This is a genomic window from Aquirufa sp. A-Brett2-W8 (assembly GCF_054558755.1).
In genome coordinates, this window is sequence record NZ_JBPXKS010000002.1 from 393,554 (window position 1) to 413,985 (window position 20,432).

Sequence of the window (20,432 nt, forward strand, 5' to 3'; positions counted from 1 at the left end):
GCACGAAGGTCGGCATTTTTTTTAACATTTCAGCTAGATAATTCCTTACCTTTGAACTTGAATGAGTCTTAATCCTTTTAGAATGTATAAAACTACCGAAATTGCGTCCTCTGATATTCCCTCAGATAATCCCGTTCATCAACGTTTATTATATCCCTATATCCACGTTAGCAAATTGCTTTCAGGCAATTTATTAGAGATTGGATGTGGCACAGGACGTGGTGTAGCTGTGTTAGCAGATGCAATAAGTGCATATACAGGTGTCGATAAGAATACAGAATTGATGGAAAGTCTATCAAAGACGTATCCGAAGTTCAAGTTTATCGATATGTTTTTACCTCCCTTGCAGGATTTACCCTCTAATCACTTTGATTATGTGGTTACTTTTCAGGTAATTGAACACATTGAAAATGATGACTTTTTCTTAGCAGAGGCGGCTCGCGTGTTAAAGCCAGGAGGTAAATTATACTTAACTACGGTGAATAAGAAATTCTCTTTGACACGTAATCCGTGGCATGTAAGAGAATATTTAGCCCCTGAATTACGTGATTTGATGAAAAAACACTTTTCTGAAGTAATCACAGAAGGGGTTCATGGGAATCAAAAAGTGATGGATTATTACGAAGAGAATAAGGTGGCGGTGAAGAAAATTACCCGCTTTGATATTTTCAATCTCCAATATAAATTACCAAGAACCTGGTTGCAGGTTCCTTACGATATCGCGAATCGAATGAGTCGTCTATCCTTGTCTAAGTCGAATGATTCACTCGTGAGTTCGATACAGGTGGATGACTATTTCTTGAGTCAGGATCCGGATAATTCTTTGGACTTCTTTTATACAGGTATTAAATAGATGGAATTCATCGACGAAGGTATTGAGGAATATGCTCGTTTGCATTCTGAGCCTGAAAATGACCTGTTGAAGGAGTTGGTTCGGGAGACACACGCGATGGTGTTGCAGCCACGGATGCTTTCAGGCCATTTACAAGGTCGTTTTTTGTCCTTTATTTCCAAAGTCTATCAACCTTCCTTAATCCTTGAAATCGGAACTTATACGGGTTATTCTGCACTTTGTTTAGCCGAAGGATTACAACAAGGTGGACGATTAATCACGATTGATGTGAACGAAGAATTAGAAAGCTTTACGCGTTCTTTCTTTGATCGTTCGCCGTATAAGGCTCAAATTGATTACCGAATTAAGGATGCGGCAGTCGAAATTTCTTCTATCGCTGGTCCTATTGACCTCGTATTTATTGATGCTGATAAACGTAATTATGCGCTTTATTTTGATCTAGTGATAGATAAAATGAAGCCTGGTGGGCTAATTCTAGTGGATAATGTGTTATGGAGTGGTAAAATTATTGATGAAGCTGCGAAGGATAAATCAACTGAGGCTTTGCGTGATTTTAATACAAAAGTGGCTGCTGATTCCCGAGTAGAGCCCTTATTATTGCCTATTCGCGATGGATTATTCCTTTTGCGGGTTCTTTAGCTTCTTTTTAGGAGGTAATAAAAAATCCTCCTCCGGCATAATCTCCGGAATTATCAGTGAATTATCGAAAAAGGTGGCGTTCGATGGATGATACAAAATATAATTCTTGTCATCAGGTACATAATCAGTCAATATCCAAGGATTGTATTTCTTCAAATCATCGTAACTGACATTTAACTCGTCTGCGATCTGATAAAGATTTTTACCGCAAGAATTGCCGTAACAAATTAATTCTGCTTGGTTTATGGGTTTAATTCCCAAGGAATCGTCTTTTTTGAATTCATCAGCCCAAAATTTTTGGTAAGCTAAAAATCGTAGTACATACCAATCAGTACTCGAATCTACCCGAATATCGGATTTACCCACCCAATCCATCACATAGTCCGTTTTTTTCGCAGCCCCGAGACCCAAGCGATAGGATAGAAGCGTTCCCACCCAGTTATTTAATACCCGGTTATTACGCGTGAAATAATTCGCAGCCCCTTTTGTAGCCTCTATAATATGCTTTCTTTCGTCCACGTTCGCGTTTACCTTCATTCCCACATCAATGGCAGTAGTGGCTTTAAATTGCCAATAGCCTACCGCTTGAGAGCTTGATACGGCGATTGGATTTAGTCCACTTTCTTGAACAGAAAGGTATTTGAATTCATTGGGGATACCTGCAGATTCTAATAATGGCTCCATCACAGGGAAATAGAAACGCATTTTCTCTTTCATTCCCTCCACGAATCTTTTGTTACCACCTAATCGCTTTTGTTCAGCATCTAAAATGGATTTAGCCGAAGGGTGTATGAATACTTTAACATTCCCTATCAGTAAAGAGTCAGGAAAGGAAGTTTTCGCAAAAACAGGTAAACAGCACAAAAGTATCCAAATGGATTTCATAAGGTAAAATTACCTATATAAACTATAATCTGTACCTTTGTGGTTCAAAAAAAGCAGATGATTTTAATTGACGATACCGTAATCTCCTCAGACATTGCAGACGAATTTTTTGTTTGTGATTTAGCTAAATGTAAAGGCGCTTGTTGTGTAGAAGGGGATTTAGGAGCACCCTTGGAGGAAGAGGAATTAGAGATTTTGGAACGAATCCAAGTTGATATAAAACCTTTTTTATCGGAGATAGGGCTGAAAGAAATAGAAAAATCGGGTGCTTGGGTGAAGGATGATGAGGGGGATTTTTCCACTCCGGTGATTGAAGGACGCGAGTGCGCCTATGCTTTATACGATGAAAAAGGTCATTTAAAGTGCGGAATCGAACAAGCTTATTTTGCGGGTAAAACCGATTTCAGAAAACCTATTTCCTGCCATTTATATCCGATTCGCTTAGCTAAATTAGCCGATTATACGGCTTTGAATTACGATCGTTGGTCCATCTGTTCAGATGCTTGTTCTAATGGAGCGTCTTTAGGAGTCCCTATTTATGTATTCTTGAAAGAACCGTTGATTCGCAAATTTGGCGAAAAATGGTATGGAGAATTGTGTCAAGAAATCGAAGAGCGTAAGGAAGAATAATGGCCGATTTTGGAGTAATTTACCAGGTAGTTTCCCTCATTCCCGTAGGACGAGTAAGCTCTTATGGGGCTATTGCAGGTTATTTAGGTTCTAAAGGCGGGGCAAGGTTAGTAGGTTGGGCGATGAACGCCTCACACGGTCAGGCGTCGATTCCTGCTCATCGAGTGGTGAATAGAAATGGCGTTTTGACTGGAAAGAATTTTTTTGGCGGAAATCGGATGCAAGAATTATTAGAAGCCGAAGGACTGATCATTAAAGACGATCAAATTCAAGATTTTAGAAACTACTTTTGGGATCCCACTATCGAATTAATTTAAATTATCTAGGTACTTTACGCCACCCAAACCTCTCATTTGTCGTTGAATAGTCGAAGTGCGTTTACGTACGTAGGCAGACGGATGTTCTATGGAGAATCGATTAGGACTAGGTAATACTGCCGCAATTCTGGCCGCTTCTGAGGTACTTATTTCAGCTCCACTGTGTCCATAATACTGTCTGCAGGCAGCTTCTACACCAAAAGTCATCGGACCTGTCTCCGCCACATTCAAATACACTTCAAGGATCCGTTCTTTGCCCCAAATCAATTCAATCAAGAAGGTAAAGTATACTTCGAGACCTTTACGAATATAGCTTCGATCTTGCCAAAGAAAGACATTCTTAGCCACCTGCTGAGAAATGGTGCTGGCTCCTCTAATTTTTTTGCCCTTCATGTTATGCTTTACTGCTCCGTACATCGCGTCAAAATCAAATCCATGGTGATCAGGAAATGCTTGATCTTCGGAGGCAATCACAGCAATAGCTGCATTTTTATCTAATTCTTTATACGATGACCATTGGCTATGAATCTTGGAAGGATTCCCATCCAATAATGCATCTATTTTTCTCGATACCATGGTAGGAGTGAAATAAACGGGGAAAAATTTCAGGAATACGACCGAAAAGAGGCTGAGAATCCAAAGATAAAGAAAGAAGAAACCTATTTTTTTTAGCCAAGATTGTTTCTTGGGGCTCTTTTTAGAAAGGCGTTCAAACTTATTGCCGCCGCTAGATGCGCCGGGTGTTTTCTTCGTATATTCAATTCGTTTTGCCATGGATATGTAAATTTACTAAAAGGCTTTAGACCACAAAAATATCACTACTCAAACGGTCAGCTATTAATTTACCTTCACCGATTAGAATTAAATTTGCGCCATCTAGATAGGCTAAACCCTTATTAATCCAGTCTTGAAATTCTTTCTCAGGATAAGGTTGATCTAGTAGCTGAAAGGATTTGCGGACAAATGATAAGTCAATTCCCCACTTAGTGCGTAAACGAACCATCAGGTATTCATTCAGTTGATCAGCTGGGCTGAGCTCCTCTTTTTCGGCGATTGCATGTCCATCCTTGAGGTATTTGGCGTTATTAGAGACGTTCCATTGCCTAGAATGTCCGTTGAAACTGTGTGCAGATGGGCCAACACCTAGGTAGGGTTCTTGCTGCCAATAACTGGTATTATGGACAGAATATTGTTCGTCTTTAGCAAAATTAGAGGTCTCGTAGCCTTCGTAACCTTTAGATTCTAAATAATTACGTACTTGTTGAAAGGCAGATGCCATGGCAGAATCAGGAATTTCAACGAAATCGCCTTTCTTTTTTTGTACTCCAAATACCGTTTTAGGCTCAATTGTTAAGCTATAAGCCGAGATATGTGGGACGCCGAATGAGGTGGCTAAGTCTAGATCAGTTTGTAGTTCATCGGATGAATTCGACGGAATTCCATAGATTAAATCGATACTAATATTGTGTATGCCTGCATTTTGGGCATTATTAATGGCTTGAACGGAATCGTCAGCATTGTGGTTGCGATTCATCAATTGAAGGTTTTTCTCTTGGAAAGATTGAATGCCGATGCTCAGCCGATTAATGCCCTTTGAGGCTATCATTTGGCAATATTCTAGGCTTAAATCCTCTGGATTAGCTTCTAACGTTATTTCTATTCCGGCTGCAACTTTATGGTATACGTGAATTGCCTTAAAAATGGCCTCTAATTCCGTAGCTGACAATAGGGAAGGGGTTCCACCACCAAAATAGATCGTTTGTAGCTCAGTACCTTCTAAATAGTCTTTCTGGGCGGCTATTTCGCGGCACAAGGCCTGTACCATTTCCTCTTTTCGGCTTGTATTCGTCGAAAAATGAAAATCACAGTAATGACAAGCTTGCCTACAAAAAGGGATATGGAGGTAGAGGTGCACCGTATTAAGGTTCGAAAATCAAATAACTTAGCGAATCTGGATTCAACATTTCATTTGCAAGGGATTGAATATGAGCGCTATCAATTAAATCAATTTGTTCGAAAATCTCTTCTAGGCTCTCGATTTTTTCTCGATCTAAAAGATTTTTCGCCATCATCAACATGAAATTAAGGTTTCCTTCCTCTGCCATGGCTAATTGACCTTTCAATTGGCTTTTAATCTTTTTCAATGAAGAGGCCGTTAATTCCTTCTCTTGTAGTTTCGTGAACTCTTTTTGAATCAATTTCAACGATTTGTTCACCTGATTTGGTTCTGTTCCGAAATAAATCGCCCAGAAACCAGAATCCAAAAAAGAGGTCAAACTAGCTTCAATTGAATATACTAGGCCGTGCCGTTCGCGAACGGATACGTTTAGCAAGGAATTCATGCTAGGTCCACCGAGTAGGTTGACTAATAAGAAAAAGGACAGTCTATTCGGGTTTTCAATCGCGAAAGATTGGCGGCCTAAAGCTACGTGGGATTGCGTAATTCCCCTTTTGATTACCTTGGTTAGCGGAATCATGGGACTCGGCTCGATGCGTTTTACGATCTGTTTTTTTGCCTTAATTACGCCTAAATGCTTTTCTGACCAGGCGAATACCTTAGCAGGGTCTAATTTTCCGATGGAGGAAAAGACGATGCGGGAGGTGTCTAGGTTTCGTTCGATGAAGGTTTCTAGGTCTTTCTTTTGGAAAGATTGAACCGTTTCTGTGGTACCTAAAATATTCACTCCTAGCGGGTGATTGGGGAATAATAGTTCATCAAAATCATCCTGGATAGCCTCTTCTGGAGCGTCATAATACATCGACATCTCCTCTAAAATGACTGATCTTTCTTTCTCTAATTCCTTTTCTGGGAAAACAGATTCGAATGTGATATCCGTTAATAATTCCAAAGCCCGTTCGAAATAGGGGCTCAAAATGGACGCATGAAAACAGATTTTTTCCTTCGTGGTATAGGCATTCAATTCGCCGCCGTAAATTTCTAGGCGGTTAATGATTTCCATATTACTTTTTTTCTTCGTCCCTTTGAAGGCTAAATGCTCCCAAAAATGAGCTAAACCCTCTTCTCCTGCTAGTTCATCCCGACTTCCAATGTCTAACATAATCCCTAAATGCGAAATTTCTGTGTGAAGCACTTGTCTGTGAACCACGGTGATTCCGTTAGATAAGGTATGCAGGTGAATCGAATTCATGTAAGGGGTTTTAATGAAAAATATCCCAAAAATAAGTAATTTTATGGCTAATTGCTTCCTTTTCTGCCATGAATCCAGTTTCCAAAGTATTAATTATTCAAACCGCTTTCCTTGGGGATGCTGTTTTAGTGACGTCGTTATTGGAAAAGATTCGAATGGAATCCCCCGAAACGGCCATTCATTTGTTAGTGAGGAAAGGAAATGAATCCATTTTTCAAGCTTACACACATACGTGTTTACAGCGCGTTTGGGCTTATGATAAAGCAAATAAGCGTGCTTCTTGGCTAGAATTGCAATCAAATTTAAAGCACGAATCCTTCGATAAAGTCTTCGTGGTTCAACGCTTTTTCGGGATGGGTTTATTGAGTCTGATGATAGGTTCGAAGCAGGTTTTGGGTTTCGCAAAAAATCCACTTTCCTGGTTTTTTACGAAGAGTTTCCCTCATCCTTTCGGTACTGGTATCCACGAAGTGGAGCGAAATACGGCTCTATTAAGCGATTGGTTAGGAAATAAGGTCCATAAACCATTTTTGAATCCTTTAAAAGTCCAAGCCCCGGCCACGAATTATATCTGCATTTCTCCCGGGAGTGTTTGGGAGACAAAGCGTTTACCCATTCAGAAGTGGATTGATTTTATTCATTTATTGCCTCGAGATCAGGCCATTGTCTTGATGGGATCGCCTACTGAAAAGTCTCCTTCAGATGAAATCGAACAAGCCTGCCCAGGATGGCCCATTTTTAATGAGACGGGAAAACACGCTTTATTAGCTTCTACGTCCATTTTTGCCCAAAGTAAGGGTAATTTCGTCAACGATTCTGGTCCGATGCACCTTTCTTCTGCGGTAAATGCGCCTACTGTCGCGGTTTTTTGCTCTACCATACCTGATTTTGGCTTTGGACCTTTAGCAGAGCATAGTCAAATCATCGAAGTAACAGAGAAACTAGATTGCCGTCCCTGTGGCGACCACGGCAAGAAAAATTGTCCACTAGGTCATTATGCCTGTGGAAATAATATCTCCTCCCAAAAAATGTTATTGGCTTACGAAGCTCTCGAAGCGAGTAAATAAAGCACGGCCATTCTGACCGCAACCCCGTTTTCTACCTGATCTAAGATGATCGAATGCGGTGAATCTGCCGCATCTGAGCTTAATTCCACCCCGCGGTTAATCGGTCCAGGGTGCATCAAAACGATTTCTTTAGGCAGTTCTTCTAGCATTGCGCGATTAATCCCGAAGAATTGTGAGTATTCGCGCAGGCTAGGGAAGTATTTGATTTGCTGTCTTTCTAGTTGAATGCGAAGGACGTTCGCCGCATCACACCAAGCTAGTGTACTTTTTACATCGTGTGAAACTTCCACGCCTAGGCTTTGTATATGCTTCGGAATTAAGGTGCTAGGTCCGCATAAACGAACTTCAGCTCCTTGTTTCTTCAAGGCATAAATGTTAGATAAGGCAACTCTGGAATGCAATATATCCCCGATGATGGCGATTTTTTTGCCGGCTAAATCTCCCAATTTTTCTTGTAGGGAGAAGGTATCTAATAAGGCTTGCGTGGGATGCTCATGCGTTCCGTCACCTGCGTTGATGATATTCGCCTTAATGTGTTTCGCTAAATAATGTGGGGCCCCTGGACTCGCGTGGCGCATCACAATCATATCCACTTTCATGGCTAAGATGTTATTGACCGTATCGAGTAAGCTTTCTCCTTTTTTTACCGAACTCCCTGATGCAGAGAAGTTAATGGTGTCGGCTGAAAGTCTTTTCTCCGCTAGTTCAAAAGATAAACGGGTCCGGGTGGAATTCTCAAAGAAGATATTGGCAATCGTCACATCACGTAGAGAAGGAACTTTTTTAATCGGTCTATTTAGGACCTCTTTAAATTCTCTGGCCGTTTTAACAATCAATTGAATGGATTCTTCATCCAGATCTTTGATTCCTAATAAATGTGGCGACTTTAGCATAGTTCTTATCAGGGTTGTTGAGGAATTAACCAAATTCTATCCGCTTCATGGCCTTGTTCCGTCCATTCTACGAGTACTTTCTCGGTAGGTAAGGTATTTACACTTTTACCTACATAATCTGCGTTTATAGGCAAATCACGATTATATATACGGTCTATTAAGACACATAATTCTACTTTAGCAGGTCTCCCAAAACTATTCATCGCATCTAGCGCCGCCCGAACCATCCGGCCCGTGGCTAAAACGTCATCCACTAAAATGACACGCTTATTTTCGATCAGGAAGGGAACATCGGTTGAATTAGGCGATACGGTTTCTCTGCGGCGGTAATCGTCCCGGAAGAACGTAGCATCTATTTTTCCTACACTAGGCGCTTTTTCGAGGTGTTTACTCAATTCTTTAGCAATACGCTCGGCAAAATAAATACCCCGAGGCTGCAAGCCTAAAATAACTGTTTCAACGTCTTTGATTTGATTTTCAATGAGCTCTTGGCATAACCGAGATATGGTTATTTCGAGTAATGGGCTTGATAAAATCAGCTTACGAGTCATTATTGCAAAGATAATATAATTTTTTTTAAAAGATTACCTGATTAGGGTCGAAATCGGGTAGTATTTGGTCCTTATCAGATACAATTGGATTTTTAATACCCCAATCGATACCTAAATTAGGGTCATTCCAGCGAATACCTGATTCTGCGTCTTTATTCCAAAAATTCGTGCATTTATAGACAAAAATAGTCTCTTCTAAGGCCATAAAACCATGTGCAAACCCAATAGGTACATAGAGCATATTGCCCTTATCTGCATCTAGAACGAATGTTTCATGCTGTCCAAAGGTAGGGGAGTCCTGGCGTAAATCCACCACCACATCTAAAGCCTTACCCGTCATTACTCGAACTAATTTGCCTTGTCCTTCGGGATGGTTCTGGAAGTGAAGTCCCCTCAGGACGCCTTTCGTAGAGTAAGAAAAATTATCCTGCACAAAGTCCTCCGGTATTCCATTAGCTGCAAAGCGCTTCTGATTATAGGATTCGTAAAAATATCCGCGATCATCGTGAAATTTTGTGGGTACGCATTCAATGACTCCAGATAAATTGTGTTTAATGAATTCCATTCGTTGGTTTTTGGCGGGGAAAGGGATAGATTTGTTGTAAAATTAATCCTATTTTCCTTCTTTCACATGAATTCAGCGGAATTAATTAAGCAAATTGAACAGAAGAGGTCTTTTTTGTGCGTGGGTTTGGATACCGATATCACGTTAATTCCGAGTCGATTTAAAACGGAAAAGGATCCCATTTTCTCTTTTAATAAGGCTGTCATTGATGCTACTTTGCCTTATGCAGTTTCTTATAAGCCTAATATTGCATTTTACGAAGCATTGGGACCTGCTGGCTGGGAAAGTTTGCAGAAAACGATGGAATATATGCCTAAAGACGTGTTTTCCATTGCAGATGCGAAACGGGGAGACATCGGAAATACGGCTACTAAATACGCTCAAACCTTCTTCGATCCAGCTTTTGCTGGCTTCGACTTCGATTCGGTGACAGTTGCACCCTACATGGGAGAGGATTCCGTGAGTCCTTTCTTGCAGTTTTCAGCTAAATGGGTGATTCTTTTGGCCTTAACTTCTAATCCCGGAAGTACTGATTTTCAGCAATTAAAAGATGAAAATGGCATAACCTTGTATGAAAAGGTAATGCGCAAAGCGATGGAATGGGGTTCTGCAGATGAATTAATGTTCGTCATTGGCGCCACTAGGTCTGATTATATGGCCAAAGTCCGCGAAATCGCACCAGATAATTTCTTCTTAGTTCCTGGCGTAGGTGCTCAGGGGGGGAGTTTAGCTGATGTGGCGAAATTTGGAATGAATAAAAAGGTAGGACTTCTCGTGAATTCATCTCGTGGGATTATCTATGCAGGGGATGATACGACTGTTTCTGCCGCTAGAGAGGCGAAAAAAGTGCAAGAGGAAATGAATCAATTATTAGATCTTTACTATAAATAACATGGAATTAAGCATCGGTACTCCGGCTTTATTGTTCTCAACGGTTTCCTTGTTGATGATCGCATTTACGAATCGATTTATGTCGATGGCGTCCTTGATTCGCGGTTTGCATGAGAAATTTCAGCAGAATCCAGATGATGCGATTGTGTTGCAGATTACTAATTTACGTCTACGGATGAAGTTGATCCAACGTATGCAGATTATCGCGATTATAAGTTTGATTTTGAGCGTTATTTGTATGTTTTTGTTGTTTATGAATCTGCAGGTAGCAGCTCGCTGGTTCTTCGGTATAGGACTCTTAGGGATGAGTATCTCTTTAGCATTAAGTGCTTGGGAGATTACGATTTCGACCAAAGCCCTAGAGGTGGAACTTTCCGATATGGAAGAGATCATTAACAAAAGGAAATAATGCTATTTTTTATCTAAATATTAAAAAATAAAGTGCAAAATATTTTCCGCCTATAATTTATTTACTATTTTTGTGTACAATTTTTACATTTCATACAAACAAAGATTTTGAATGACTTTTGGTCATTAAAAATACTACTTAGGCGGATTGAATAAAGGCTCGGAATTTTTCTGAGTCTTTATTGTTTCTAAACCTTTATGCTTTTAGAATGAGCGCTGAAAGAGGAGGGAGGTTGATCGCGATCGAGAAGGCCTTACCTTGCCAGTTGATTTCTTCCGTCATGGTTGCACCTGAAACTGCGTAATTACTTCCCCCGAATTCCTCATTATCTGAATTGAATACGGTTTTCCAAATACCAGGAAGCGGCACGCCGATCCGATAACCATCCCTAGGAGCTGGCGTTAGATTCAGGATAACAATCACTTGTTGCTTCACTGAATCCCCTTTTCTGATGTAGGAAATGACCGAATTACCTTGGTCATTTGATTCAATCCACTCGAAACCCTCGTGATTAAATTGTTTGCTATAGAAGGCTGGCTCTGAGCGGTAAAGCTGGTTTAAAGCTTTAACCGTTTCTTGAATTCCTTTATGCGAATGATGTTCTGTGAGGTGCCAGTCGAGACTTTGGGTGTGATTCCATTCTTCTCTTTGGCCAAATTCCCCACCCATAAATAATAAGTGAGAACCCGGATGTGTAAACTGTTCGGTTAAAAGTAGGCGAAGGTTAGCAAATTTCTGCCAATCGTCCCCTGGCATTTTAGTTAATAAGGAGCCCTTTCCATAGACGACCTCATCATGAGAAAGAGGTAAACAGAAATTTTCCGTGAAGGCGTATATCAAAGAGAATGTTAGCTCATTGAGGTGATGCTGGCGGTAAATGGGGTCTTTTTGGAAAAAACGAAGGGTGTCATTCATCCAGCCCATCATCCATTTTTGGCCAAAACCTAATCCTCCCATAAACACCGGTTTCGTCACCCCAGGGAAACTCGTCGATTCCTCAGCAATCATCTGGATATAGGGGAATTCGCCATAAATATGGCTATTCAAGTCTTGTAAGAAGGAAATTACTTCAAGGTTATGGTTGCCACCAAATTGATTAGGTTCCCACTCTCCATCATTTCTCGAATAATCTAAGTATAACATGGAAGCCACCGCATCCACGCGCAAACCGTCTACATGGTAGCGATCACACCAGAAAAAGGCGTTGGATAATAAGAAAGAGCGCACTTCATTCTTTCCATAATCGAAGATATAGGATTTCCAATCCGGGTGGTAGCCACGTTTAGGATCAGGATGTTCGTAAGCGCTTCCTCCATCAAAGTTGTATAATCCATGGGCATCGCCTGGAAAATGGGAGGGAACCCAGTCTAAAATTACGCCAATCTCAGCCTGATGAAAGGCTTCCACTAAGTGCATGAAGCCCTGTGGATCGCCAAAACGTGCCGTAGGAGCAAAATACCCTGTAATTTGATAACCCCAAGATGGATCATAGGGATATTCCATAATGGGCATAAATTCCACGTGCGTAAAGCCCATTTCCTTCACATAATTCACCAATTTAACAGCTAAATCACCGTATGTCAGGTAATCATTTTCCAGGGTCTTCATCCAAGAGGCTAAATGCACCTCATAGATAGACATAGGCGCATTCAAGGCATTCTTTGCGCCCCTAATCTCCTGCCATTTCGTATCTTTCCACTCTTTATAGGTATTCCAAACAATGCTCGCCGTCTTAGGAGGAGCCTCGCAATACAAGCCCATGGGGTCTAATTTCTCCAAATATTCCCCTGTGGCCGTTTCGATTCCATATTTGTACGTTTCCCCCGTTTTCACTCCCGGAATAAAGCCTTCCCAAATGCCAGATGAGTCCCAGCGAGGGAATAATGGGTGAGAATAACGATCCCAACTATTAAAATTCCCGGTTACAAACACCTTTTTAGCGTTAGGTGCCCAAACCGCAAAAAACGTTCCTACCGACCCTTCATGGTCTATTTCGAAGGCTCCTAATTTCTCATAAAGTCTTGTATGTTTGCCATTTAAGAAAAGAGCAACGTCAAAATCGGTTAGTCTTGAATAGGGGTGGACGTTCGCCATAAGGGGTTCTGCTTCAATGTTTAGGCTAAAATAGCGAAAATTAATTAGAAATTAATTAGTCTTTTTTAGCAGGTAGTTTTGAATATAAAAGAGAAAAACCTACCTTTGTGCCACCAAAATAAATAATGGTCCGTTCGTCTAGGGGTTAGGACACGTCCCTTTCACGGATGAAACACGGGTTCGATTCCCGTACGGACTACTTAGGTAGGCAATTATATCCTCAAATCATTCAGATTTGGGGATTTTTTGTTTCATCCTTCCCCACATTTTCCCCACAAGTTATAAATTAGTTGTTTTTGCCTTTGAATAAATACTACTTTTCAATTCAAATTAGATTAGGTAATATTGCTTTGTAGAAAGTACATTACCATTAAGCCCTTAAATAAATTCAAAATGAAAAAGTTATTTACCTTGTTGGTGCTCTTTTGTGCTGTAAATATATCTAATGCACAAATTCAGCAGTTAGATACGGAAAAACCTAAGTTAAAGTCAATTGGCCAAGTTGGAGGTACAGGATGGAATCCATTTATGGCATCATTAGAGTATTATACTCAAGAAACGGGGTCAAATCGATTTATTCTTACTTATAACGATATTACCTACAAGCAATTAACTGTTTTGAAGTCAATATCTTTTATTGCAACTGATGAAGAATTAACATCTCTATATAATTTATTGAAGGCACGAATTGATGATAAAAAAGGAGCAGAAACAACTTTAAAAATTGGGGATGATATAGTTTTGATAGTTACCGATAGGAGTGTAGGTATGGGAATGATTTACCTTTCTGTTACTGGTAAAGGGATGTTTGCTCTTTATAACAAAACATTGAAGCAGTTATTTGGAAGAGATTAATTTAATTTTAATAATGTGTTTATGAAAAATACGTTTAAAGTGCTTTGTTTAGTGTTGGGAGTTTTAATTGGCTTTTCAAGTCAAGCCCAAGATAAATTCACAAGTTATGAAAATACCTATTTCCGAAAAACATACCCAATTCAGATTGATTCAAAAGAAAAGGGAAAGTTTACCCTTTGGATAGATGCATGGTCATATGATATGGTTTATGCTAAAGGTGGGATTATGATTAATCACAGAAGTTATCAAAATTTTGTTGATGCTCTTATTCAAGCAAGATTTAAGTATGAAGAGTGGGTGAAAACTGCTAAAGAGAATAATATAAAAGAAGTTAGTAAACCAATGAATATTAAAAGCAGGGCAGATGCGTATTTCTTGTATGGAAGTAAATGGAATTTTCAATACGATATTTCTACATCATTCAACTTTGAAGTTCGAGAAAATAAGGGAAAATTGGAATATTTGTTATTTGTCAAAACTGGAGGATTGCAATCGTCGAGTAATCAATATATGAAAGTAAGTGGTTTTGCACTCGTATTCACTTCATCAAATGAAATAAATAATTTTTTGGATTTGATTTCAGAGGATAAAATTGTTGATTTCATTAGTAAACCTAAAAAAGAAGCACTTTTCAATTAGTCAAAATACGTTTTTAACGTAATTACACATGAGAGTATTAGTCCCACTATTGTTTGTTTTTATATTTATAAGTAATCCTATTTTACTAAAGGGGCAAGATTCTGATATTCCTGAATTAAAGACTTGGGAGGACATAAACTCTAAATTATATGTTTCTAAAGTGATTGAATTTGAGGGTAAGTCACAGAAAGATTTAATTGTTTTATATAAAAACTGGGCTTCAATTGCATTTGTAAACTTAAAGGAAGTTTTGGTAGGAGAGACAGAGAGTCAGATTGTTATCCGCTATATACTTAATACAAGTGCCAATTATAAAATTATGGGGATGAAAGGTTCTTCAGGATTTGATTGGTATGTTAGACTCATTGCACAATTTAAAGATGGTAAGGTAAAAGTTTCCTTTTTTGATGAAGGCAACGTTCCTACTCCCTCAACCAGTATAAACGGTATTATTGTGCCTGGTAGTCCATCTGGTAGTTATTATGTGTGTCAGCAATTAAATAAGCCTAAGGATATGCTTAAAGTCAACTCGTCATTTTACCAATATCATTTGATGTGGCAAAATAAAGTTGATGATATGATTGCTTCAATAGAAACTCAATTGAAAAACCCTTACAAACTAAAAGATGATTTTTAATGATTAGGAGGCTTAAGTATACTTTTTTATTAGTTGTTTTCTTGGCAATAACTTCATTTGGGCAATCCTTTTCAATGTCTGAGTTGATAAGAATGTCAACAATGGATGTTGATAATTTTGATACTTATGTTACATCAAAAGGATATGTTTTTCATAAGTCTATTGATGAACCGACAAGGACAGGTGTAGGCTATGCTTTCAATTTGGATTACGATAATTCAACTGCATCTAATTTTATCAAATTATATCAGAGATATTACAAATATAGATATTGCATTTCCTACCAAACGATAGATAAAAAAGAGTATATAAATGTTAAAAATCAATTAAAGGTATTAGGCTTTAAACTAAAAGATACCAGTGTTTTTAAATCAGACGATGGTAGGGTTAGTAATAATTTTGTTTATAGAAAGGGAAAAGCCGAAATAGATATATATTCTAGTTTTGATAGTTATGAAATTAATTATACTGTAGATTATTGAATTTAACCTTTTTTCGTATCTCTTTTTATAGTGTCCAATTCGTCTAGTTTTCTTTTAAGGTGTCGGTTATTGACAACTTATATTTTTATAGTGAGCATTTTATACTTTTGAATTGTGAAAGTAAATCAATATTAATCCTAAATCTTAATAATTATGGCAGGTTTTGTAGATAAAGTCCCAGTAGAAAGAAACTTTAATGTTAATTTTTCTTTAGAAGAAGTAAAAGTCGCAATGGATAGGTTGAGTTCCTCTAGCATTCATTACAAAATTGATAATAAGAATGATGTGTTTAATTCTTATACTATGGCATTTGTTGGAGGAGTTACTGTTGTTCGTCCAACAATCCAGTTGAAAAAGGTTTCTGATACCGAAACTAATATATTTATGAATTGTATTCTAAGAGAAGGTAATACTACATCTCAAAATGAGTTATTGGATAAGTATTTTAATTTGCTTGGTTCTTTTTTATCTGGAGATGAAGAAAAAATCAAAGAGTTAGAAACCAAAGCCAAAAGTGGATGTATGGGAATTATCTTAATCGGATTCGGATTGTTCACATCTGCTTTATATTTCATGTTAAATTAGTTTGATTTCGTTTTTGTTAGAAATGCTCTAACATCTTAGATGTCAATTAGAAGGTAAGAATTCCACCTATATTTAAAGTCGGAATTCTTACCCTTTTTTATGTTTGATTAATCAACTTAATTCAAATTTAGGTAATCAATTTTGTCAAGGATTAATCTCTTAATTGACTTTTGAATATCGCCTCCGCTTTTAGAGTTTGCAGTTCGTAAATTTAGAATATGACGATAATAAGTTTTCAAGTTTTTGTCAAGAAGACTTATCCAATAATTGGGATTGGAGTACTTTTCTCCAAAATTAGAATGATTAGACAATGGATTGTAAAAGACTAATTCCTCCCACTTGTTTGTCAAATCATTAATAAATATATATTTGGCACACCTATTAAAGTCATCTAAGGTATTTATATTGTTTTTTCGATACTTATGCCATCTGATTTGTTTTACTTCGATACGGAGGATTTCCTGACCCTTTAATCCATTGTTTATTGGCCTGTATTGTTTCGCTTTATCATAAACCTTTAAGTAATAATTTCTTTTATGTTCTGCTTGAATGAAATGTCCATTTTTAGTGTTTATCGGATATGAAATGGTCTGTCTTTTATGAAGAAAACAGTTGTTCAAAATAAGACTGCTTTTGATTGGCGGAGTAATATTAACCCCATATTCAAGATTTTGAATCCACATATTCTCTGGTAATATCTTGAAGTCTTCATAAATTCGATTTAAGGCTACTTTGTAGTCCGAGTAAGTAAAATCATTATAATTGTGAATCCCATCGTTTAAATACTTGTGTATTGAGCCAGAGAACTCTATAAAACCAGAATCTGCAATAGTAATTTTAATATTTTTATACGTTGCGACTCTTTTAGGTTTGAATTCACCCGTTTCACGATTTACAAGACTTCTAAAGTCTAAAATTGTATTATTGAGTAACATTTCCGGGTTTAACTTGATAATCTGACATTTGATAAAATCAATGGGGATATATTCGTATCTTTGAATGCCTTTAACAATCAAAGACTTAGGATTATTAGTTGCTTCTAATAATCCTAAATTCTTTTCTTTTCTCACTATTATTTCACTGTTATGGCAAGTATTTCCCAGTCTTTGCTAGACTCAATTATTAACTGAATCCTTTGTCCGTTTACTTTGAAATCGCCATTGAAATAATCTACTTTTTGTGTTTTCAACAATCCAGTAGACAAACATCCTTTTTTGAATTTTAAAGTTGGATGTTTTACTCTTAACCACTTATCAAAGTGTTTTCCATTGGGTTCTCCGTTATGAAATCCTCTATCATCCTCGATTTTTATAATTTTGGAAAGACATTTGGGGATAAACTGATTATCTGTTTCATAATATGAAATAGTTTTAAGTTGCTTAATCCTAGAATAAACAACCATTGTGCCTTTGACAATCATAGTTATTTAATTCTGTTTGTTGGATGAACTTAATACTTCCATCACCTCGCTTCTTTTGAAGTAGGTTTTGTTTCCAACCTTATAAGGTTTTAGGATTGCCTTTTTCACCCAATCGTGAAGACAAACTAAACTTATTGAGAATAAGTTGGCGGTTTCAATTCGAGTCAAAATTTCTTTTTGTTTTGACTCGATTGTGGGAAAGGGTGGGGTGGGTAGAGATTGCTTTACCGACTCCTGAATTAGGGTTGCTAGTTCCTGTGGCGAAACTTGGATAAACTGGACTTGGGTCATAATCAATTGTTTAATTGTTTATGCAAGTCTAATTCAATCGAATAAGTAGGTTTTTTCTAGGTTACATACTTTTTACATATTTTTCTTATTTGTATTTATTTAATACATTTTGAACCTTTTTAGTAAGTTTTGGTTTTCTAGGATTGTCATCATCGTACCCAATTGCGTTTACAACTGGTTGCAAAGAATTGTATGGGATATTTAAAAATTGCATTAGTAACTCAGTTAATTTTTTCTTTTTATCCTTTAATATTGGGAGTTCTTTTTCTAAGTGCTCTATAATTCCTAACTCCATAAGTAATCGGACTCTGTCAGGTATTGTTGATATTTCAAATTCAGGTATTTCTTCCTCCTCTTTAACTTCTGTTTGAGAGTTTTGTGCTGATTCATTTAATTGGTCAGTGCTAGATTTTTTCACGAATTGAAATACCTGTAAATCTCTTATGTGATTAGAAAGGATGTTTGGGGGAGTTTCTGGAAGTGTATATAAATACTGACATTCGGAATTCAGTTCCAATATTTCCTTCTTGAGTTTAAAATATTTTTCCTCGTCCTCAATTTTAAAAGAAATTAGAGCAACATCTAAAAGTTTTAGATTGATTTCAAATTCTATTCGTTTCCCAATTGTTCTATTGAAATATTCTTCTGAATCTATTTCATTTGTTATATACAAAAATTGAACTTCACTGTTATCAGATAATTTCAAAGCCTCATCTGTCAAACTTTTTATAAAGTATATTATTGAGATAAAATCTTTTAAATCTTTTAATTCCATTGTCTTGATAGGTTATTTTTCAGTTGAATTATATAGGTTTTCAAATGCTTCTAAGTGATTATCATCTATTTCACCGATATAGTCTAAAAATTGTCTCTCAGTTGCATGACCAGTTACTCTCATAATTAACTTATTGGCAAGTTTATAGTAGTGATTAGTTGCATAAGTTCTTCGGCAAATATGAGAAGTAACTAATTCATATTTTGGGAATATGCCATTTTCTTTTCTCAAAGTCTTGGGATTCATTTTAAACCCTTCCTCATTGTTATTTATTTCAACTCGTTTGCAAAGTTCCTTTATGTATTTGTTGAATTTGACATCTGATATGGGTCTAGGGAAACCATTGAGTCTTTTAATTATTTCTTGCACACATGGATGAACTGGGATGTCAACTGTTTTTTTAGTCTTACTCTGTGTATATCGAATTATAATTGACCCTTCGGGACGATGTATGACGTTTTCAATATTTAATTTAAGCAAATCTCCTATTCTACATCCAGTCCAACAACCTATAATAAGCCAGTCTCTTACATTTTCTAAATAATCAGTTCCTTTATACTCTTGAATTTTACTCAATTCTTCTTCTGAAAGAGTTACGAATGACCTTGGAGGTTTATCTGAAGTATATTTTGCAAGGAAAATAGAATCGTTGACTTCTAATCCCTTAATTTTTGCCGTTTTGCAGACTTGTATGATTCTTGAAATATCTTTGTTTACAGTCGAACTTGCATATCCTTCCACATCTTTAAGGAAAGTTATTAATTCCTCAAGGAAACTATTATCTACGTCAAAAATGTGAAATACTTTCCCCTTATGTTTTTGAAACATTGAAATATGATTAATCGTATTTCCGAATACTTTAGTCGTAGGGCTTTCAAGTTTTTTCAAACCATTTTTTAGAGAAAGCACATGGTTTTCAATTATTTTAATTAGTTCAGAGGATATATCCTTTACTCTTCCATGAAATATCTCAATGCAATTGTTTAACCAATCTCTATTGAGTTCAATTCCGTTTAGTTTTGCTTTATGAATTTGGTCGTTTAATGTGGATGCTAGTTGATTAAGTTTCTTTTGTAGATTAAGTTTTTCTGAAAATGAAGAAGTTTGTTTGACTTCCCCTTTTTTTGAAGACCAATTTTCTGAATCGATTACTAGTTGAGTCTTAGTAGAAAGGTCAATATCTCTACCATCCCTTACTCTTACATAGATTTGAGATAATGTTGAATTCCCCTTAATAAAATATTTGATTGTTGACATGATGCAAATATATTCGTTTCCCCACATTTTCCCCACATTTTCTTAACTTATTCTTATTATATATTATTTATTTTAACTAGATTATTGTGTTTATATTGATAATATAGTAAATTTAAGAGGTTTTTATGCTTATTTGGATGTGTTGTAAAATATCTAAAATTAGTAGGTTTTATTCCCGTACGGACTACTAGAAACCACTCAGGGCGAGTGGTTTCTTTTATTTTACGGTAGTGGTAGCAAAAGTAGTAGCAAACTGAGTTATCTATTGAATTCTAACGACCTCTGATTTACCTTCTCAATCATCTCTTTCAGGACATTTCGCTTATTGACTTTGATGTAAATCTCATATGTTTTAATAGATTTGTGTCCGCTAATGATCATGATCTCATGTGGTGGAAAACCCATTGCAGCTAGGCGGGTATGTAAATCGTCAGCAAAAAGTGGACCGATAGAGGTTATTTCTTAGGGAGTGTTTCCAAACAATTATTAAATTACAAAATGGAAACAAGAAAAAAACAATCAGCAGAAAATTACATCAAAGACATCCG

25 protein-coding genes and 1 tRNA gene are annotated in these 20,432 nt (G+C 37.1%); 13 read left to right on the forward strand and 13 right to left on the reverse strand.

Annotated elements, in window-relative coordinates:
* Positions 1-82: 82 nt before the first annotated feature.
* Positions 83-853 (forward strand): class I SAM-dependent methyltransferase, encoded by a 771-nt coding sequence (locus tag ACST13_RS01715; protein ID WP_459521491.1) that lies wholly within the window; start codon positions 83-85, stop codon positions 851-853.
* Positions 854-1,492 carry an O-methyltransferase gene (locus ACST13_RS01720; RefSeq protein ID WP_459521492.1) on the forward strand — a complete coding sequence of 213 codons (639 nt, stop codon included), beginning with the start codon at positions 854-856 and terminating at the stop codon, positions 1,490-1,492.
* Here ACST13_RS01720 and ACST13_RS01725 read toward each other — a convergent pair.
* Positions 1,469-2,377, reverse strand: a complete 909-nt coding sequence (locus ACST13_RS01725) for a lytic transglycosylase domain-containing protein (RefSeq protein ID WP_459521493.1) — start codon at positions 2,375-2,377, stop codon at positions 1,469-1,471. The two genes, ACST13_RS01720 and ACST13_RS01725, sit on opposite strands and share 24 nt — an antisense overlap.
* 57 nt (positions 2,378-2,434) lie before the next feature.
* On the opposite strand from ACST13_RS01725, the gene ACST13_RS01730 reads away from it, so the two are divergent.
* Both ACST13_RS01730 and ACST13_RS01735 read left to right on the forward strand, forming a co-directional pair.
* On the forward strand, positions 2,435-3,007 hold the full coding sequence (locus ACST13_RS01730; RefSeq protein WP_459521494.1) for a DUF3109 family protein: 573 nt from the start codon (positions 2,435-2,437) through the stop codon (positions 3,005-3,007).
* Entirely contained in the window at positions 3,007-3,324 is a 318-nt protein-coding gene (locus ACST13_RS01735) for an MGMT family protein (protein ID WP_459521495.1), read from the forward strand. The genes ACST13_RS01730 and ACST13_RS01735 overlap by 1 nt, the downstream gene beginning before the upstream one ends.
* Here ACST13_RS01735 and mtgA read toward each other — a convergent pair.
* From mtgA to ACST13_RS01750, 3 genes are read right to left on the reverse strand one after another with little or no spacing between them, the layout of a single operon-like run.
* Entirely contained in the window at positions 3,316-4,098 is a 783-nt protein-coding gene (mtgA, locus tag ACST13_RS01740) for a monofunctional biosynthetic peptidoglycan transglycosylase (RefSeq protein ID WP_459521496.1), read from the reverse strand. The two genes, ACST13_RS01735 and mtgA, sit on opposite strands and share 9 nt — an antisense overlap.
* Positions 4,099-4,123: 25 nt before the next feature.
* The gene (gene hemW, locus ACST13_RS01745; RefSeq protein ID WP_459521497.1) at positions 4,124-5,239 is read right to left on the reverse strand and encodes a radical SAM family heme chaperone HemW; all 1,116 of its coding nucleotides are present in this window, start codon (positions 5,237-5,239) and stop codon (positions 4,124-4,126) included.
* A gap of 4 nt (positions 5,240-5,243) precedes the next feature.
* The gene (locus tag ACST13_RS01750) at positions 5,244-6,473 is read right to left on the reverse strand and encodes a M16 family metallopeptidase (RefSeq protein ID WP_459521498.1); all 1,230 of its coding nucleotides are present in this window, start codon (positions 6,471-6,473) and stop codon (positions 5,244-5,246) included.
* Positions 6,474-6,541: 68 nt separating this feature from the next.
* On the opposite strand from ACST13_RS01750, the gene ACST13_RS01755 reads away from it, so the two are divergent.
* The gene (locus tag ACST13_RS01755) at positions 6,542-7,540 is read left to right on the forward strand and encodes a glycosyltransferase family 9 protein (RefSeq protein WP_459521499.1); all 999 of its coding nucleotides are present in this window, start codon (positions 6,542-6,544) and stop codon (positions 7,538-7,540) included.
* Here the strand turns inward: ACST13_RS01755 and ACST13_RS01760 are convergent.
* Genes ACST13_RS01760 through rfbC form a run of 3 tightly spaced genes read right to left on the reverse strand, consistent with a single transcriptional unit; the run spans position 7,513 to position 9,549 of the window.
* The gene (locus ACST13_RS01760; RefSeq protein ID WP_459521500.1) at positions 7,513-8,433 is read right to left on the reverse strand and encodes an aspartate carbamoyltransferase catalytic subunit; all 921 of its coding nucleotides are present in this window, start codon (positions 8,431-8,433) and stop codon (positions 7,513-7,515) included. The genes ACST13_RS01755 and ACST13_RS01760 overlap by 28 nt on opposite strands.
* An 8-nt stretch (positions 8,434-8,441) precedes the next feature.
* Positions 8,442-8,984, reverse strand: coding sequence for a bifunctional pyr operon transcriptional regulator/uracil phosphoribosyltransferase PyrR (gene pyrR / locus ACST13_RS01765; protein ID WP_459460287.1), 543 nt, complete (start codon positions 8,982-8,984; stop codon positions 8,442-8,444).
* Positions 8,985-9,009: 25 nt separating this feature from the next.
* Positions 9,010-9,549 (reverse strand): dTDP-4-dehydrorhamnose 3,5-epimerase, encoded by a 540-nt coding sequence (rfbC, locus tag ACST13_RS01770; RefSeq protein WP_459521501.1) that lies wholly within the window; start codon positions 9,547-9,549, stop codon positions 9,010-9,012.
* Positions 9,550-9,615: 66 nt separating this feature from the next.
* Here rfbC and pyrF point away from each other — a divergent pair, with 66 nt between their 5' ends.
* Both pyrF and ACST13_RS01780 read left to right on the forward strand, forming a co-directional pair.
* Complete coding sequence (pyrF, locus tag ACST13_RS01775) at positions 9,616-10,440, forward strand: orotidine-5'-phosphate decarboxylase (RefSeq protein ID WP_459521502.1); 825 nt, start codon at positions 9,616-9,618, stop codon at positions 10,438-10,440.
* A 1-nt stretch (position 10,441) separates the two neighbouring features.
* Positions 10,442-10,849 (forward strand): DUF2721 domain-containing protein, encoded by a 408-nt coding sequence (locus ACST13_RS01780; RefSeq protein WP_459521503.1) that lies wholly within the window; start codon positions 10,442-10,444, stop codon positions 10,847-10,849.
* 195 nt (positions 10,850-11,044) lie between these two features.
* Here ACST13_RS01780 and glgB read toward each other — a convergent pair whose 3' ends face one another.
* Entirely contained in the window at positions 11,045-12,943 is a 1,899-nt protein-coding gene (gene glgB / locus ACST13_RS01785; protein ID WP_459521504.1) for a 1,4-alpha-glucan branching protein GlgB, read from the reverse strand.
* 127 nt (positions 12,944-13,070) lie between these two features.
* Here glgB and ACST13_RS01790 point away from each other — a divergent pair.
* The 6 genes from ACST13_RS01790 (at position 13,071) to ACST13_RS01815 (ending at position 16,141) form a co-directional block, all read left to right on the forward strand.
* A tRNA-Glu gene (locus ACST13_RS01790) sits at positions 13,071-13,142 on the forward strand.
* Between the two features lie 194 nt (positions 13,143-13,336).
* Complete coding sequence (locus ACST13_RS01795) at positions 13,337-13,798, forward strand: hypothetical protein (RefSeq protein ID WP_459521505.1); 462 nt, start codon at positions 13,337-13,339, stop codon at positions 13,796-13,798.
* 21 nt (positions 13,799-13,819) lie between these two features.
* A complete protein-coding gene (locus tag ACST13_RS01800) occupies positions 13,820-14,437 on the forward strand; it encodes a hypothetical protein (protein ID WP_459521506.1) in 618 nt (205 codons plus the stop codon).
* Between the two features lie 28 nt (positions 14,438-14,465).
* Complete coding sequence (locus ACST13_RS01805; RefSeq protein WP_459521507.1) at positions 14,466-15,074, forward strand: hypothetical protein; 609 nt, start codon at positions 14,466-14,468, stop codon at positions 15,072-15,074.
* Positions 15,075-15,148: 74 nt separating this feature from the next.
* Complete coding sequence (locus ACST13_RS01810) at positions 15,149-15,556, forward strand: hypothetical protein (protein WP_459521508.1); 408 nt, start codon at positions 15,149-15,151, stop codon at positions 15,554-15,556.
* Positions 15,557-15,709: 153 nt separating this feature from the next.
* Positions 15,710-16,141 (forward strand): hypothetical protein, encoded by a 432-nt coding sequence (locus ACST13_RS01815; protein ID WP_459521509.1) that lies wholly within the window; start codon positions 15,710-15,712, stop codon positions 16,139-16,141.
* A gap of 116 nt (positions 16,142-16,257) precedes the next feature.
* On the opposite strand, the gene ACST13_RS01820 is transcribed toward ACST13_RS01815, so the two are convergent.
* The 5 genes from ACST13_RS01820 to ACST13_RS01840 all read right to left on the reverse strand — a co-directional run bounded on the left by ACST13_RS01820 (position 16,258) and on the right by ACST13_RS01840 (position 19,884).
* On the reverse strand, positions 16,258-17,211 hold the full coding sequence (locus ACST13_RS01820; protein ID WP_459521510.1) for a hypothetical protein: 954 nt from the start codon (positions 17,209-17,211) through the stop codon (positions 16,258-16,260).
* Between the two features lie 2 nt (positions 17,212-17,213).
* On the reverse strand, positions 17,214-17,561 hold the full coding sequence (locus ACST13_RS01825) for a hypothetical protein (protein WP_459521511.1): 348 nt from the start codon (positions 17,559-17,561) through the stop codon (positions 17,214-17,216).
* Positions 17,562-17,567: 6 nt separating this feature from the next.
* Positions 17,568-17,852, reverse strand: coding sequence for a helix-turn-helix domain-containing protein (locus tag ACST13_RS01830; protein ID WP_459521512.1), 285 nt, complete (start codon positions 17,850-17,852; stop codon positions 17,568-17,570).
* Positions 17,853-17,937: 85 nt separating this feature from the next.
* Complete coding sequence (locus tag ACST13_RS01835; RefSeq protein WP_459521513.1) at positions 17,938-18,627, reverse strand: hypothetical protein; 690 nt, start codon at positions 18,625-18,627, stop codon at positions 17,938-17,940.
* 12 nt (positions 18,628-18,639) lie between these two features.
* The gene (locus ACST13_RS01840; protein WP_459521514.1) at positions 18,640-19,884 is read right to left on the reverse strand and encodes a tyrosine-type recombinase/integrase; all 1,245 of its coding nucleotides are present in this window, start codon (positions 19,882-19,884) and stop codon (positions 18,640-18,642) included.
* Between the last annotated feature and the right edge of the window lie 548 nt (positions 19,885-20,432).